At 56.6% G+C, this 14,103-nt stretch carries 11 protein-coding genes and 1 other RNA gene; 9 read left to right on the forward strand and 3 right to left on the reverse strand.

What is annotated here, in order from left to right; genetic code table 11:
- Both mutY and QZL66_RS11535 read left to right on the forward strand, forming a co-directional pair.
- On the forward strand, positions 1–1,543 hold a 1,543-nt coding region (mutY, locus tag QZL66_RS11530; protein WP_293615193.1), incomplete at its 5' end, for an A/G-specific adenine glycosylase.
- A 143-nt stretch (positions 1,544–1,686) separates the two neighbouring features.
- Positions 1,687–2,682, forward strand: a complete 996-nt coding sequence (locus QZL66_RS11535) for a diacylglycerol/lipid kinase family protein (protein WP_022411869.1) — start codon at positions 1,687–1,689, stop codon at positions 2,680–2,682.
- A 196-nt stretch (positions 2,683–2,878) separates the two neighbouring features.
- Here QZL66_RS11535 and QZL66_RS11540 read toward each other — a convergent pair whose 3' ends face one another.
- Entirely contained in the window at positions 2,879–3,268 is a 390-nt protein-coding gene (locus QZL66_RS11540; protein ID WP_022411870.1) for a DUF4190 domain-containing protein, read from the reverse strand.
- 125 nt (positions 3,269–3,393) lie between these two features.
- Here QZL66_RS11540 and udp point away from each other — a divergent pair, with 125 nt between their 5' ends.
- Genes udp through QZL66_RS11555 form a run of 3 tightly spaced genes read left to right on the forward strand, consistent with a single transcriptional unit; the run spans position 3,394 to position 6,046 of the window.
- Positions 3,394–4,185 carry a uridine phosphorylase gene (gene udp, locus QZL66_RS11545; RefSeq protein ID WP_022411871.1) on the forward strand — a complete coding sequence of 264 codons (792 nt, stop codon included), beginning with the start codon at positions 3,394–3,396 and terminating at the stop codon, positions 4,183–4,185.
- Positions 4,176–4,862: a response regulator transcription factor gene (locus QZL66_RS11550; protein WP_022411872.1), complete on the forward strand. Its 687-nt coding sequence runs from the start codon at positions 4,176–4,178 to the stop codon at positions 4,860–4,862. The genes udp and QZL66_RS11550 overlap by 10 nt, the downstream gene beginning before the upstream one ends.
- A 5-nt stretch (positions 4,863–4,867) precedes the next feature.
- Positions 4,868–6,046 carry a sensor histidine kinase gene (locus QZL66_RS11555; protein ID WP_022411873.1) on the forward strand — a complete coding sequence of 393 codons (1,179 nt, stop codon included), beginning with the start codon at positions 4,868–4,870 and terminating at the stop codon, positions 6,044–6,046.
- 46 nt (positions 6,047–6,092) lie between these two features.
- On the opposite strand, the gene QZL66_RS11560 is transcribed toward QZL66_RS11555, so the two are convergent.
- Together QZL66_RS11560 and QZL66_RS11565 are read right to left on the reverse strand one after the other, a co-directional pair.
- Positions 6,093–7,016 carry a CAP domain-containing protein gene (locus tag QZL66_RS11560; protein WP_022411874.1) on the reverse strand — a complete coding sequence of 308 codons (924 nt, stop codon included), beginning with the start codon at positions 7,014–7,016 and terminating at the stop codon, positions 6,093–6,095.
- A 237-nt stretch (positions 7,017–7,253) separates the two neighbouring features.
- Positions 7,254–8,924, reverse strand: a complete 1,671-nt coding sequence (locus tag QZL66_RS11565) for an AMP-binding protein (RefSeq protein WP_022411875.1) — start codon at positions 8,922–8,924, stop codon at positions 7,254–7,256.
- 357 nt (positions 8,925–9,281) lie between these two features.
- On the opposite strand from QZL66_RS11565, the gene rnpB reads away from it, so the two are divergent.
- The 4 genes from rnpB to QZL66_RS11585 all read left to right on the forward strand — a co-directional run bounded on the left by rnpB (position 9,282) and on the right by QZL66_RS11585 (position 14,079).
- Positions 9,282–9,626, forward strand: an RNA gene (gene rnpB, locus QZL66_RS11570) — RNase P RNA component class A.
- A 94-nt stretch (positions 9,627–9,720) separates the two neighbouring features.
- Entirely contained in the window at positions 9,721–12,042 is a 2,322-nt protein-coding gene (locus tag QZL66_RS11575) for a glycoside hydrolase family 95 protein (RefSeq protein WP_022411876.1), read from the forward strand.
- A 30-nt stretch (positions 12,043–12,072) separates the two neighbouring features.
- The gene (locus tag QZL66_RS11580) at positions 12,073–13,641 is read left to right on the forward strand and encodes a glycosyl hydrolase (RefSeq protein ID WP_022411877.1); all 1,569 of its coding nucleotides are present in this window, start codon (positions 12,073–12,075) and stop codon (positions 13,639–13,641) included.
- 216 nt (positions 13,642–13,857) lie between these two features.
- Complete coding sequence (locus tag QZL66_RS11585) at positions 13,858–14,079, forward strand: cation transporter (protein ID WP_022411878.1); 222 nt, start codon at positions 13,858–13,860, stop codon at positions 14,077–14,079.
- Positions 14,080–14,103: the final 24 nt, after the last annotated feature.

The following is a 14,103-nucleotide window of genomic DNA, read 5'->3' on the forward strand; positions in this document are numbered from 1 at the left end:
GCTGCAGGCCGTGCGGCAGGACGGCAGCCGTGTGCTGTATCGGGAGCGTCAAAACGGGCACATCACCTGTTCCGGTTTCGTGATGGATCCGACGCTCTCCGAGGTGCTGATGGTGTACCACAACATCTACGATTCCTTTGCGTGGACGGGCGGTCACGCCGACGGCGTCAATGACTTTCTGGCGGTGGCAGTGCGGGAGGCAAAGGAGGAGACCGGAATCCGGAAGCCCTATGCCCAGTCCGGCGAGATTCTCTCGGTGGATGTCCTGCCCGTGAAAGCCCATCGGAAGCACGGCGTTTCCGTGCCGGCGCATGTGCATTATAACATCACCTATGGACTCATCGCCAGCAAAAAGGAAAAGCTTCGGGTGAAGCCGGACGAGAATCAGGCGGTGCGCTGGATTCCCATGGCGCAGCTGCGGGAGCTGTGCCGGGAACCGCAGATGATTCCCATTTATGAGAAGCTGGCGGAGCGGATGCGCCGCTGTGCCCAGCGTCAGGAACAGGTGCTGCGTGCCATTGCGCCGCCGCTGCTGGCGTGGTATCCCGGCCATGCACGGGAACTGCCCTGGCGGCAGAATCGGGAGCCGTATCGGGTCTGGCTGTCGGAGATCATGTTGCAGCAGACCCGTGTGGAGGCGGTGAAAGGCTACTACCAGCGGTTTCTGGCGCAGTTTCCCACGGTACAGGCACTGGCGGAATCGTCGCAGGAGCAGGTCAACAAGTGCTGGGAGGGGCTGGGCTACTACAGCCGTGCAGCGAACCTCCGGCGGGCTGCGGTACAGCTGGCGGAGCAGTATCAGGGACAGTTTCCCCGCACGTGGAAAGAGGTGCGGGCACTCCCCGGCGTGGGGGATTATACCGCCGGCGCTATCTGTTCCATTTGCTTTGACCTGCCGACACCGGCAGTGGACGGGAATGTCCTGCGTGTGACGGCACGTGTGACGGACACGTTCTGTGAGATCGACCGGCCGGAACAAAAGGCGGCGGTGACGCAGGTGCTGACCGAGGTGTACCAGGCGGGGCACTGCGGGACGCTGACACAGGCGCTCATGGAGATCGGCGCAACAGTCTGTCTGCCCAACGGAAAGCCTCTGTGCGATGTCTGTCCGCTGGCATCGCTTTGTATGGCCCGTCGCAACGGCGATGTTCTCCGGCTGCCCCAGCGCATTGAAAAGAAGGCACGCCGGAAGGAGTCGTATACCGTATTTCTGCTCTGCTGCGATGGCAAATATGCCGTGCGGAAACGGCAGGAAAAGGGCTTGCTTTCCGGACTGTGGGAGTATCCCAATGCGGCCGGAATTTTAGAGACGGACGCTGCTGTGGCACAGGCGGCGGCGTGGGGCTGCCAGCCGGTGGAGGTGGTGCGAACTACGGAGCGCAGTCATATTTTCACCCATGTGGAGTGGAAGATGAAAGGCGTGCTGATGACCTGTCAGACACCGGCAGAGGGATTTGTCTGGCGGACGGCGGAGGAGATCGCACAGGAGTTCTCTCTGCCCACGGCGTTTCGGCAGTTCTCAGCATTTTTATCGGAATCTTGAGCAGTGCATCAGCAGTTCGGCAGGTTTCCGCCGCTTGCATTTTCCCGCTGATTATGATATACTAACTGTATCTATTCCGTGAAACGATTTCAGAGCAGGCGTGTTCCCGTCGGGCGCACGCAGAAGAAAGGACGGCGACTTTTTTGAAAAAGATTTACTTTATTTGCAACCTGCATTCCGGAAGAGCCTCCATCGGTTCTCATCTGGCGATGATGATCGACCGCTTTACGGCAGCGGGATTTGAGGTGACGGTTCATCCCACGCAGGAGCGTGGCGATGCCATTGCGCAGGCGAAGCAGGTCTGCGACAGCGGATTGTACGACATCCTGGTGTGCTCCGGCGGAGACGGAACGCTGAATGAAGTGATACAGGGCTATATGCTTAGCGAAAACCAGTGCCCCATCGGGTACATTCCCTTTGGCTCCACCAATGATTTCGCTCGAGGCTTGGGCATTCCCACGGATCCGGAGGAGGCGGTGGACTGCATCATTCACGGCGAGGCACTGCCCTGTGACATCGGCGGATTCAACGACAAGTATTTCACCTATGTGGCAGCATTCGGCGCATTTACGGAAATTTCCTACCAGACTTCGCAGCAGTTCAAAAACGTGCTGGGGCACGCCGCCTATATCCTGAACGGACTCTCCAAGCTCTCCCGTATCCGAGCCTGCCGGATGCGCATCGAGTATGACGGCGGTGTCATCGAGGACGAATTTCTGTACGGCATGGTCACCAACTCCTCCTCCGTGGCACGCTTTCTGGCACTGTCGGAGGTGCGCTGGGATGACGGATTGTTTGAGGTAACGCTGATTCACAAGCCCTCCAGTCTGGCGCAGTTCCAGCAGCTTGTGGCAGCGTTCTCCAAGATTCAGATCGGGCCGGCGAAGCCCTATCTCCACTACTTCCGCACGTCTAAACTCAAGGTCACCAATCTGGACGAGGAGCCGGTTTCGTGGACCATCGACGGGGAATATGGCGGAACGGAACGGGTGAACCGGATCGTGAACAACCAGAAGGCAGTGCAGTTCTGGATCGACCCTGTCCGCCGCAAACAGGCAGAAGAAAATCCGGATGGCGGACTTGCTGTGGTCATGCCGCCTCCGGAGGAATCGATGCAGCCGCCGGAAGATCAGGATTAAGAACCTGTCTTCACAAGAAATATATGTGGATTTTCGAGCATAATTTTGTTGCAGACAAGGCAAAAATACGCAGGCGGGCTGTCGCCCGGCAAGTATTTTTCACGCAGGATGCAGCAAAATTTGCCGAAAAGACACTTGTATACGCTTGTGAAGACGGGTTCTAAAAACCTGTGTGCATCAGCGTCTGCGTATGCTTTTAAAAGATTTGCTGCAGCCAGTAGCGCAGGCAAGCCGGCTGTCCGTTGTATTCGTGGAAGCCGGGGAATTCCGGCTCGTGGGGAACCATCTCTGTGCGGTGATACAGCAGAATCAAAAGGGAAACCAGACAGTATCCCCAGTAAATGGTGCTGATGCTGCCGAGGCAGATGCCCACCGTGCCGGTAATGGCGCCGCTGAGGGCGATGCCATGGTTGCTGCGGGAGTCCGTTTTCGACTTCCTGGCAAAAATGACGGCGGCAATTCCCATGCCCACCGGAAGAATCGGAAAGCGGAAAAACAAGAGGGAGACAATGCCGAAAATCAGAGCGGTAGTGTCCCGATGATGAGGCGGTTTCGGGGACTGCTTTGGAAACGGGGACTGCTGCATGAAACGTTCCTCCATAGTACGAGTTTTCAATTACCAATATCATAGCAGAATTTCGGGGAATTGTCAAGATAATGGCGGAAAATGCGGGAAAAACAACGGTTTTGGAAGATGAGGAGGCAGAAAAAATGGAAGATCGGCAATTTCATATCAATTGTGCAGCCGGAGAGATCGGAAAGTATGTGCTGCTCACCGGTGACCCGGATCGTGTGCCGGAGATCGCAGCGCATCTGGAACACAGCCGAAAAGTGGCGCAGAAGCGGGAGTTTACCACGTATACCGGAGCGCTGGAGGGTGTGCCGGTGAGCGTGATCTCCACGGGAATCGGCGGGCCGTCTGCGGTCATCGCCATGGAGGAATGCGTTGCCCTCGGTGCGCATACCATGATACGGATCGGCACTTGCGGCGGGATGCAGCCGGAGCTGATCCCGGGAACGCTGATCCTCCCCACCGGCGCCATCCGCATGGAGGGGACAACACGGGAGTATCTGCCGCTGGAGTTTCCGGCAGTGCCGGACTTTGACCTGCTGTGCAGTCTGACGGCTTCTGCTGCGGAACGTGGCTGCCGGTATCGAACCGGCGTGGTGCAGTGCAAGGATTCGTTCTATGGGCAGCACTCGCCTCAGACCATGCCGGTGCGGCAGAAGCTGCTGGACAACTGGCAGGCGTGGAAAGAGGGCGGCGCTCTTGCCTCCGAGATGGAGTCGGCGGCGCTGTTCATTACGGCAGCAGTGCGCCATGTGCGCTGCGCCACCGTGCTCCAGATGATCTGGAATCAGGAGCGGGAGCAGGTCGTGCGGGACAGCGCACATGCGGCGGATGATATGACCAATGCCATTGCCGTGGCGGTGGATGCCATGCGCCGGCAGATCCTGCGGGAGAAGAAATCGGGGGAAAAGGAGAACGAGTCGTGGCGCTGATTTATTGCGTGGAGGATGACAATGGGATACGGGAGCTGATTACCTGTGCGCTGCAATCCGGCGGGTACACTGTGGAGGGATTTCCAAACGGCAGGGATTTTTTTCACCGGCTGCAAAAGGAGCTGCCCTCGCTGGTGCTGCTGGACATCATGCTGCCCGATTTGGACGGCAATGCGATTCTGAAGCGGCTTAAGGCGGAGGAGGATACGGCGGTGCTGCCGGTCATTATGCTCTCCGCCAAGTCCACAGAGATCGACAAGGTGACCAGTCTGGAAAACGGCGCAGACGACTATATCACAAAGCCCTTCGGTATTATGGAGTTGCTGTCCCGTGTGAAAGCGGTGCTCCGGCGGAGCGGCGGAAAGACGGCGCAAAAGCAGGGACAGCTCTCCTGTCAGGGACTGCTGCTGGATCTGGATCGCCGGACAGCGTCTTATGAAAGCACGGAAATCGTCCTGACCTATAAGGAGTTCGAGCTGCTGGCGTATCTCATGCGGAATCGGGGGACAGCGGTTTCCCGTGACCGGCTGTTGGAGGAGGTGTGGGGCTTTCAGTACGAGGGCGAAACCCGTACTGTGGATGCTCACATCAAGACGCTGCGGCAGAAGCTGGAGGCAGCAGAATGCCGGAATCTCATCGGAACGGTGCGCGGATACGGGTATAAGATCGGAGGATGATGCAGATGGGATGGATTCTTTGGCTGCTGCTGTTTGCGGCAGTGGCGGCAGATCTGGTTTTGCTGGTGCTGCTTCTGCGGATGCGGGACAAAATGCAAAAGCAGCAGCGAACCGATCACAAGGCGCTGAAACGGGAAAAGCAGGAACTGACGGCGATCCGGCGGGAACTCTGTCATGAACGGGACATCATCGGATTGATTCAGGAACACATGGTGGAGGGCATCCTGATTCTGGATGACTCCGACAAGATCCAGCTGGCGAACCGCACGGCGGTGGCGCAGCTGCGCATTGCGGACGGCGAGTGGGAGAACAAGTCCATCTTTATCCTGACGGACAATCAGGACTTCCTACAGGCGCTGCGCCAGTCCAAGACCGGACAGAATCCGCCGGTGCGCCACCTGCTGAAGCTGGAGGAAAAGTACATCCGTGCCTATATCCATCGGGTGGAGATGGGCGGTATTTTCGGAACGATCGTGCTGCTGGTGGATGTGACCTACAGCGTTAAAGCGGAGAAGATGCGGCAGGAGTTTACCGCCAATGTGTCCCATGAGCTGAAAACCCCCCTGACCACCATCAAGGGCTTCGGCGAGATGTTCGGGAGCGGCATGATCACCAGGAAAGAGGACGTGCTGAAATACGGCTCTATGATCGAGCGGGAGAGCGAGCGGCTGCTCTTCCTCATCAACGATATCATCCGGCTCTCCGAGATCGAGGAACACACGGAGGAACTCCGGACACCGGTGGAGCTTCGCACCGCGGCACAGGATGCCCTCCAGATTCTGGAGGCACGGGTGCAGCAGAACGACATCCATGTGGAGCTGAAAGGGGACTGCCTGATCCTCAACAGCAACGACGGGTACATGCGGGAGCTGTTCATCAACCTCATCGACAACGCCATCAAGTACAACAACCCCGGCGGCATGGTGCGGGTATCTATCGAAAAATTGGAGCATCAGGCGAAAATCGTCGTGGCGGACAACGGCATCGGCATTCCCATCAACGCCCAGAGCCGTATCTTCGAACGATTCTATCGGGTGGATAAGAGCCGCTCGAAACAGCGTGGCGGAACGGGATTGGGGCTGTCCATTGTGAAGCACATCGTGGATTATCACAACGGCACCATTTCCCTGCGCAGCGAACTGGGAAAGGGTACGGAAATCACCATCCTGCTGCCATTGCAGTGAACGAAAAAACGGTTTGTACAGGAGCGTACAAACCGTTTCTTTGGTTTTATGAAAGACTGTTCCAGTCCGGCGTGCTGCCGACAGAGGTGAGGGAATTGTATTGGAGAATTGCAAACGCATCGTTCAACGTGATGTCGCCGTCACTGTTGACATCCGCCATTTTCAGCAGTGCTGATTCCAGCGAGGCATCGCTGCAAAGCCGGAAAGACGTGTCGCCGGAGGCGTGCTTGGAATAGTATTGCAGCACCAGCGCAGCATCGTTCATGGTGATTTTTCCGTCCCGGTCGGCGTCGCCCCTGATGAGCTTGTCGGCGGTTTTAATGAGCGTTGTTGTGGCGGTCGTTGCGGTTGTGGTCGTTGTGGTTGTGACCGTCGTTGCCGCTGTGGTGTTTAGCGTCACAGGCGGCGTGGTAATGCTCTCGTAGGATGCGGGATATCGTGCGCCGTTCAGCGGCGTGTCCGAAGAGATCAGCAACATTTGCCAATAATAGAAGTAGTATTCCGGATCATTTTCCACATAGATAACCCCCACTCCGATGTACTGGTAGTGTTCGCCTAGCATGGCGGCACGGTGCCCCGGAGAGTTTTTCCAGCCCTCCATGACTTCGTCTGGGGTTTCGTATCCTGCGGCGACATTCTCGCCGGCGTAGCAGTTGCTGTTCAGTCCCACATCGTCCAAAATCGTACTCCAGCCCTTTCCGGATGGGCGGATATGTCCGTAGAGTGTGCGCTGTTCCTCTGCCCGAATGGCAGATGCTTTCAGCATGACTGGCGCCAGCTTGAGCGGTTTCAGCCCGTTTTCCGAGCGGAACTCGTTCACCAGGGATGCGACCTTCTCCGGATAGCCGGAGAGATCGGCGGAATCTGCATTCAGCGCAGCAGAAGCTGTGAAAGAAAGCGGGGAAAATGCGGTGCAAAATAAACAAATTGTGAGAACGACACAGCAGATATATTTGAGCTGTCGTTTCATATAAACCATCCTCCTTCAACAAGCATGATATATCCCCGCATGCTTGTCAGTATGTAGAGAGCCGAAGCCCTAAAAAAGCCCTTTCACATCTATTATAGCACTTCTCAACAGAAAAAGCAACAAATCAGAGGTAAAACTAGTAAACTTTCTATAATGATATGAGAAGAAGTCGCAAAAAGCACCGCACAGCAGATGCTGTACGGTGCTCGAATATCATATTTATATGGAAACGGGTTCTCAGTTCTGCGCAGTCTCGTCTGCCTTGCGGATCTGCGCACGCTTGATCTTGCCGCCCAGTGTTTTCGGCAGCTCGTCCACGTACTCGATGATACGGGGGTACTTGTAGGGGGCTGTGGTGTGCTTTACGTGGTTTTGCAGTTCCTTGGTCAGCTCCGGACTGGGGGTATAGCCCTTTGCCAGAACAACGGTTGCCTTGACAACCTGTCCACGGATGGGATCCGGTGCAGCAGTGATGGCGCATTCAACGACTGCCGGATGCTCGATGAGAGCGCTTTCTACCTCGAACGGGCCGATGCGGTAGCCGGAGCACTTGATAACATCGTCATTGCGTCCTACGAACCAATAGTAGCCGTCCTTGTCACGTTCGAACACATCGTGGGGGCAGTAGCTGCCGCTGCCCAGAATCTCCCGTGTCATTTCGGGGTTCTGGTAGTATCCCACAAACAGACCGGTGGGCCATGCTTTTTTCAGGTTCTGCATTACCAGCGCACCGTGCTCGCCGTCCGGAGCCGGTGTGCCGTCGTCCTGCAACAGGGTAATGTTGTACAGCGGAGAGGGCTTGCCGGTAGAGCCGGGCTTGGGCGTGATCCACGGGAAGTTTGCCAGCAGAACGGTGCCCTCGGTCTGACCGAAGCCCTCCCGAATCTCCTTGCCGGTCAGCTTCTGCCACTGGTAGAATACCTCGGGGTTCAGCGGCTCGCCGGCGGTGGAGAAATTCTGGATGCTGGACAGATCATAGGATGCCACGTCCTCCTGCAGCATAAAGCGGTACATGGTGGGCGGTGCGCAGAATGTGGTGAGCTTGTAGTCCTGCATTTTCTGGAGCAGATGAGTGGGGACGAACTTTGCCATGTCATAGGCGAAGATCACAGCACCGCAGATCCACTGGCCGTAGATTTTGCCCCAGCCGAACTTTGCCCAGCCGGAATCGGAAACGCTCATGTGGAGCTTGTTCTCCTGTACCTGCTGCCAGTACTTTGCGGTGACGATGTGTCCCAGCGGGTGGGAGAAATCGTGCTGCACCATCTTCGGGTCGCCGGTGGTGCCGGAAGTGAAGTAGACGATCATGGTGTCGCTTACCTTGGTGGCAGCGTCGCCGGTAGGGCGTGCAAAGGTTTCCGGAAATGCGGCAACTTCCTCGTGGAAATTGCGCCAGCCCTCACGGCTCTTGCCTACGATGATCTTGTGCTGGATGCTGGGAACGGACGGCTGCGCATGGTCAACCTGTTCGATGACATAGCTGTCATCTACGCAGATCATGGTGTGGATCTTTGCGCTGTTTCCACGGTAGATCAGGTCTTTCTTTGCCAGCTGCAGCGAGCCGGGGATCAGGATTGCGCCGATCTTGTGCAGTGCCACAGCGCATACCCAGTACTCCCAGCGGCGGCGCAGGATCAGCATCACAACAGTGCCTTTCCGGATGCCAAGGCTTGTGAAGTAGTTGGCTGCCTGATTGGACAGGCGGGAGATGTCGGTGAAGGTGAAGGTGCGGTCGCCGCCCTCATCGTCGCACCAGACCAGAGCCTTCTTTTCCGGCTCCTGTTTTGCCCATTCGTCCACAATGTCAAATCCGAAGTTGAAGTCGGCCGGAACGTTGACACGGTAGTTGGCTTTGAAGTCCTCATAGCTGTCGAAATCGATACGTGGCAGGTATTTGTCGAGTAACATGAGCGAGTGCCTCTTTTCCTAAATTTAAGTTATTTTTCACGAAGCGGAATTTTTCCGCAGCTTTCTCAGTGAAAGAAGTTTCTGCTGCCGGCAAAAAAATGACAGCAGCTATTTTTTATTATACTATGTTCCCCTATTTTTGTCAAGAAAAAACCAGCGGTTTTCGGGAAAATCCATCGCCGCTTTCCGCGGAAGAAAAAATTCCCTGTGCTGCCGGATTTCTGCACAAAAATTTCGTATCCTTTCTCTGTTTTTCAGAAAAGACGGAAAAATTCCTGCATCAGACGGATTTCCCGCAAAACAGACAGCGTTTGGCTCTTGACAAACCGCAGAAAATCGGCTATAATAATACCATTATGAGCAGGCTGTGTGATAGCGTGGCGTTTGCCATGAGGAAAGTCCGAGCATCATAGGACGGGATAGCTGCTAACGGCAGCCGGAGGCGACTCTAGAGCTAGTGCAACAGAGAGATACCGCCGTACTTCGGTACGGTAAGGGTGGAAAGGTGCGGTAAGAGCGCACCAGAGTGCAGGAGACTGCACTGCTATGTAAACCTTATCCGATGCAACGCCTATTGGTACGCACTGCCGCAACATCGGTCCGGTGGGCAGCGGCGTAATGGCGGCTTGAACTGTGAGGCGACTTGCAGGCTAGATAAATTATCACACACGACAGAACTCGGCTTATAGGTCTGGTCATAAGGAGAAGCGCTGATTTCATCGGCGCTTTCTTTGTGTAACGATGAGAACAACTTTCAGAGCAGGGAAATGTGCCGAGGGGAAACGGAGGAGCGCAAATGGATGCAGAAACTATGCTTTGGTATACAAAGCCGGCAGAAGATTTTGACCATGCACTGCCGATCGGAAACGGCAGAATCGGTGCCATGGTATTTGGCGGAACAGCAGATGAAGTGCTGAAACTCAACGAGGATTCTGTCTGGTCCGGCGGAAAGCGGAACCGGAACAATCCTGACGCACGGGAGGGTCTGGAAGAAGTCCGTGCTCTGCTGCGGGAAGAGAAAATTCAGGAGGCGGAGACCGTCGCATTTCAGAAGATGCAGGGCGTGACGCCCAATTCCCGCCACTACATGCCGCTGGGCGATCTGAATCTGCACATGAAATTTTCCGGCAAGGCAAAGCAGTACCAGCGTGCGCTGGATCTGGAAGAGGCGCTGGCAACGGTGCGCTTCACCGCAGACGATGTGACCTATGTGCGGGAGATGTTCGTGTCGGTGCCGGATCGGGTGCTGGTCATCCATATCGCAGCCAGCAAGCCCGGCATGATCTCCCTCCGTGCCAGTCTGGACGGACGGGATGACTACTACGACGACAATCGACCCTGCACCGACTATGAGAATATGATTCTCTACACCGGCGGCACCGGAAGCCGGGACGGCATTTTCTTTGCCGCTGCACTCACCGGCACCGCAGAGGGCGGAAGCATCCGGACGGTGGGCGGTTCGCTGGTGATTGCCAACGCCAATGAGGCAACGCTGCTTCTGAGCGTGGGAACCAGCTTCTATCACGGCGAGTCCTACGAAGATGCGGCAAAGCTGGATGCCTCTTATGCAGCGGATTGCAGCTATGAAGAACTGCTTTACCGCCATCTTTCGGACTATCAGGAGAAGTTCCGGCGGGTGCGCTTTACGCTGCCGGACAACAGTGAGGGCGGCAGTGCGCTGCCCACAGACGAGCGCCTGAAGCGGCTGCACGGAGATGAGGGCGACCACAAGGAGTGCAAGCTTCAGATCCACGACAGCAAGCTGGCAGTGCTGTACTTTAATTACGGCAGATACCTCATGCTCTCCGCCAGCCGTCCCGGAACACAGCCCATGAACCTGCAGGGAATCTGGAATCAGGACATGTGGCCGGCGTGGGGCTGCCGCTATACCATCAATATCAACACCCAGATGAACTACTGGCCGGCGGAGGTGTGCAATCTGTCGGAGTGCCACCTGCCGCTGTTCGACCTCATCGAGCGGATGCGCCCGTCCGGTCACGAAACGGCGCAGGCGATGTACGGCTGCCGTGGCTTTGTCTGCCACCACAACACCGACATCTGGGGCGACACCGCTCCGCAGGATCTGTGGATGCCGGCGACCATCTGGCCCATGGGGGCAGCATGGCTCTGCCTGCACATTTTCGAGCACTACGAGTTTACGCAGGATTTGGCGTTCCTCGACCAGCACTATGAGGCGATGCGGGAGGCTGCTCTGTTTTTCGTGGACTACCTCATTGAAAATGAAAACGGCGAACTGGTGACCTGTCCGTCCGTTTCGCCGGAGAATACCTATCAAACAGAGAGCGGCGCAAAGGGCAGCCTGTGCAGCGGGCCGACCATGGACACCGAGATTCTCCGTGTGCTGTTCCGTGATGTGATCCGGAGCAGTCAGCTGCTGGGACGGGACGAGGCATTTGCAGCACAGCTGGCGGAACTTCTGAAAAAACTGCCGCCGCTGAAAACCGGCAAGTACGGACAGATTCAGGAGTGGGCAAAGGATTATGAGGAAGTGGAGATCGGCCACCGCCACATCTCCCATCTGTTTGCTCTCTATCCGGCAGACCTCATCTCGCCCAACCACACGCCGGAGCTTGGCAAGGCAGCACGTGCCACACTGATTCGCCGGCTGATCCATGGCGGCGGACACACGGGCTGGAGCCGTGCCTGGATCATCAATATGTGGGCACGTCTGCTGGACAGCGGTATGGCATACGAGAACTTGCAGCAGCTGCTGGCGTGGTCTACCAATCCCAACCTGCTGGACTCCCATCCGCCGTTCCAGATCGACGGCAATTTCGGCGGTACGGCTGCCATTGCGGAATGCCTGCTGCAAAGCCACTGCGGAGAGATTCACCTTCTGCCGGCGCTGCCGGAGGCGTGGCCGGACGGCAGCATCTTCGGGCTGCGGGCAAGAGGCGGCTTTGAGGTGGACATCATCTGGCACGGCGGGAAACTGGAGTCGGCTTCGATTCGCTCGCTCTGCGGCAACCCCTGCACAGTCCGTGCTAATACGGTCATCAGCGTCAGCAGCGATGCCGGCTCGGTGGATGCCCGTGTGGACGGCACACTGCTCACATTCCCCACAGAGGCAGGGGGTTCCTATCGCATCAGGGCGTGACCGTTCCCTTTGAATACAGGAGAAAAGAACATGAACAAATGGCGAATTTTCAGCGTGGCAGCGGCAGCGGCAATGCTGCTCACCGGCTGTGCAAAAATTGAACAGGACACCATGCCGGAACTGATCGCTGCCACGGAGACGACCCCGCTCGTTCCCGTGGCGACGGCCGCCGAACAGCCCTCCCACGAATCCGTGGCGCTGCAAGTGCCGGAGATCACACGGGAGGAGGCGGACATTACCCTGGAGGCGGAGGACGGTTCCATTCCCACGGGATGCTCCGTGTCCATCGTACCCCGTCTGGGATATTCCGGAACGGGCTACCTCAGCGGACTGAATGCGGAGAACGGGAGCACATTGGAGCTGGAGGCGGATATTCCGGCGACGCAGCACTATGACATTACTGTGGTGCTGGGTGCGGATACGCCGTCCACCTGCCGCATTCTCGCCAACGGCGAGCCGGTGTACACCCTGAAAGCCGAGGAGAACGAGAACTTTGTCCGTGCAACGGTACAGGGCATCTTCCTCTCCAAGGGCAAATGCAAGCTGGAAATTGAGCCGGTGAGCGGAATTGTGGATATCGACTGCGTGGAACTGGTGAACAACACCAGCCTGTACGATGAGGACGCTGCTATTTCACAGACACCGGTGAATCCCCACGCCTCGGCATCTGCCAAAGCGCTGCTGAAATTTCTCGCAGACAGCTATGGCAGAAAGATCGTCACCGGACAGTACGTCTCGGACAGCACCAACAGGGAGCTGGAACAGATCTATCAGGTGACCGGCGCATATCCTCTCATCCGGTTTGCTGATATGCAGAACTACTCCCGCAACGGCGGAAACGCTGCGCAGGCGACCGCCGTGGAGGACAGTCTTGCATGGGCGCAGGAGGGCGGTATTGCGGGACTCTCATGGTACTGGAATGCGCCTGCCGGAAACGCCTCCATCTACGCCAAGGACACCACGTTCGATCTCTCCGCTGCCGTGACAGACAAGGACATTGCGACGGCGACAGATGCCCAGCTTTCGCAGATGGCAGCGTCCGGCGAGATCAGCGAGGGCTGCTATGCCATGATTCAGGACATCGACGCCGTTTCGGAACAGCTGAAAAAGCTGGCGGATGCGGATGTGCCTGTACTGTGGCGGCCGCTTATGGAGGCGGGCGGCGACTGGTTCTGGTGGGGGGCTTCCGGTGCGGATGCCTACCGCTGGCTGTGGGAACTGATGTACACCCGTATGACGGAGTACCACCAGCTGAACAACCTCCTCTGGATCTGGAACGGACAGAGCAGCAGCTATCAGGTGGACAAATCCCAGTACGATATCGCCTCGCTGGATGTCTATGTCAAGGACAAGACGGAGGCGTACGGCAGCCGGTACGAACAGTATGTGGCGCTGCGGAATATGACCGGCGGAAAACTTCTGGCGCTCAGCGAGTGCAGTACCGTTCCCGACATGAACGCCATGTTCCGTGACAATGCGGTGTGGTCGTTCTTCGGATTGTGGTATGCGCCGTATCTGGGCGAGTACACCAGCAACGATGCGCTGCTCTCGGTCTACCACTCGGAGGGCGCACTGGTGCGGGGCGATTATCAGCCCTAATCACTGGATTCTATTTCTTTTGCCATAGATTTGAGAGAAGAACGTATTCCGGACGGAATGCGTTCTTTTTTTCTGCTTTCCTCCGAATTTTCTTTGGAAAATTTGTTTTTGGGAAAATCATTATTTTCTTCCGAAAAACGCTTGACATTCCGCCGGATATTTCGTATAATGAACATATGAACAATCGTTCATATGAGAGTATCAGGAGGAATTGTGATGAAAAAGGTATATCGTTTGGAGAATCTGGACTGCGCAAACTGCGCTGCAAAAATGGAGGCTGCCATTCAGAAGCTGGATGGCGTGCAGTCTGCTACTGTTAGCTTCATGACCCAGAAGCTGACGCTGGAGGCAGAGGAAGCAGACCTGCCGAAGGTGCTCAAGGAAGTGCAGAAGTGCATCCATCGGGTAGAGCCGGACTGCGATCTGATCGTCAGGTAAAGAACGGAGCAGAGGAGCGTCTGT

The sequence above is a fragment of the Ruminococcus sp. CAG:330 genome, assembly GCF_000437175.1.
GTDB lineage: Bacteria > Bacillota > Clostridia > Oscillospirales > Ruminococcaceae > Ruminococcus_C.

What these genes read in the sequence shown, in the direction of transcription:
- QZL66_RS11575 (WP_022411876.1), top strand. Translation starts at nt 9,721, where the DNA reads ATGGATGCAGAAACTATGCTTTGGTATACAAAGCCGGCAGAAGATTTT.
- QZL66_RS11560 (WP_022411874.1), bottom strand. Translation starts at nt 7,016, where the DNA reads ATGAAACGACAGCTCAAATATATCTGCTGTGTCGTTCTCACAATTTGT.
- QZL66_RS11565 (WP_022411875.1), bottom strand. Translation starts at nt 8,924, where the DNA reads ATGTTACTCGACAAATACCTGCCACGTATCGATTTCGACAGCTATGAG.
- QZL66_RS11585 (WP_022411878.1), top strand. Translation starts at nt 13,858, where the DNA reads ATGAAAAAGGTATATCGTTTGGAGAATCTGGACTGCGCAAACTGCGCT.
- QZL66_RS11540 (WP_022411870.1), bottom strand. Translation starts at nt 3,268, where the DNA reads ATGCAGCAGTCCCCGTTTCCAAAGCAGTCCCCGAAACCGCCTCATCAT.
- QZL66_RS11580 (WP_022411877.1), top strand. Translation starts at nt 12,073, where the DNA reads ATGAACAAATGGCGAATTTTCAGCGTGGCAGCGGCAGCGGCAATGCTG.
- udp (WP_022411871.1), top strand. Translation starts at nt 3,394, where the DNA reads ATGGAAGATCGGCAATTTCATATCAATTGTGCAGCCGGAGAGATCGGA.
- QZL66_RS11555 (WP_022411873.1), top strand. Translation starts at nt 4,868, where the DNA reads ATGGGATGGATTCTTTGGCTGCTGCTGTTTGCGGCAGTGGCGGCAGAT.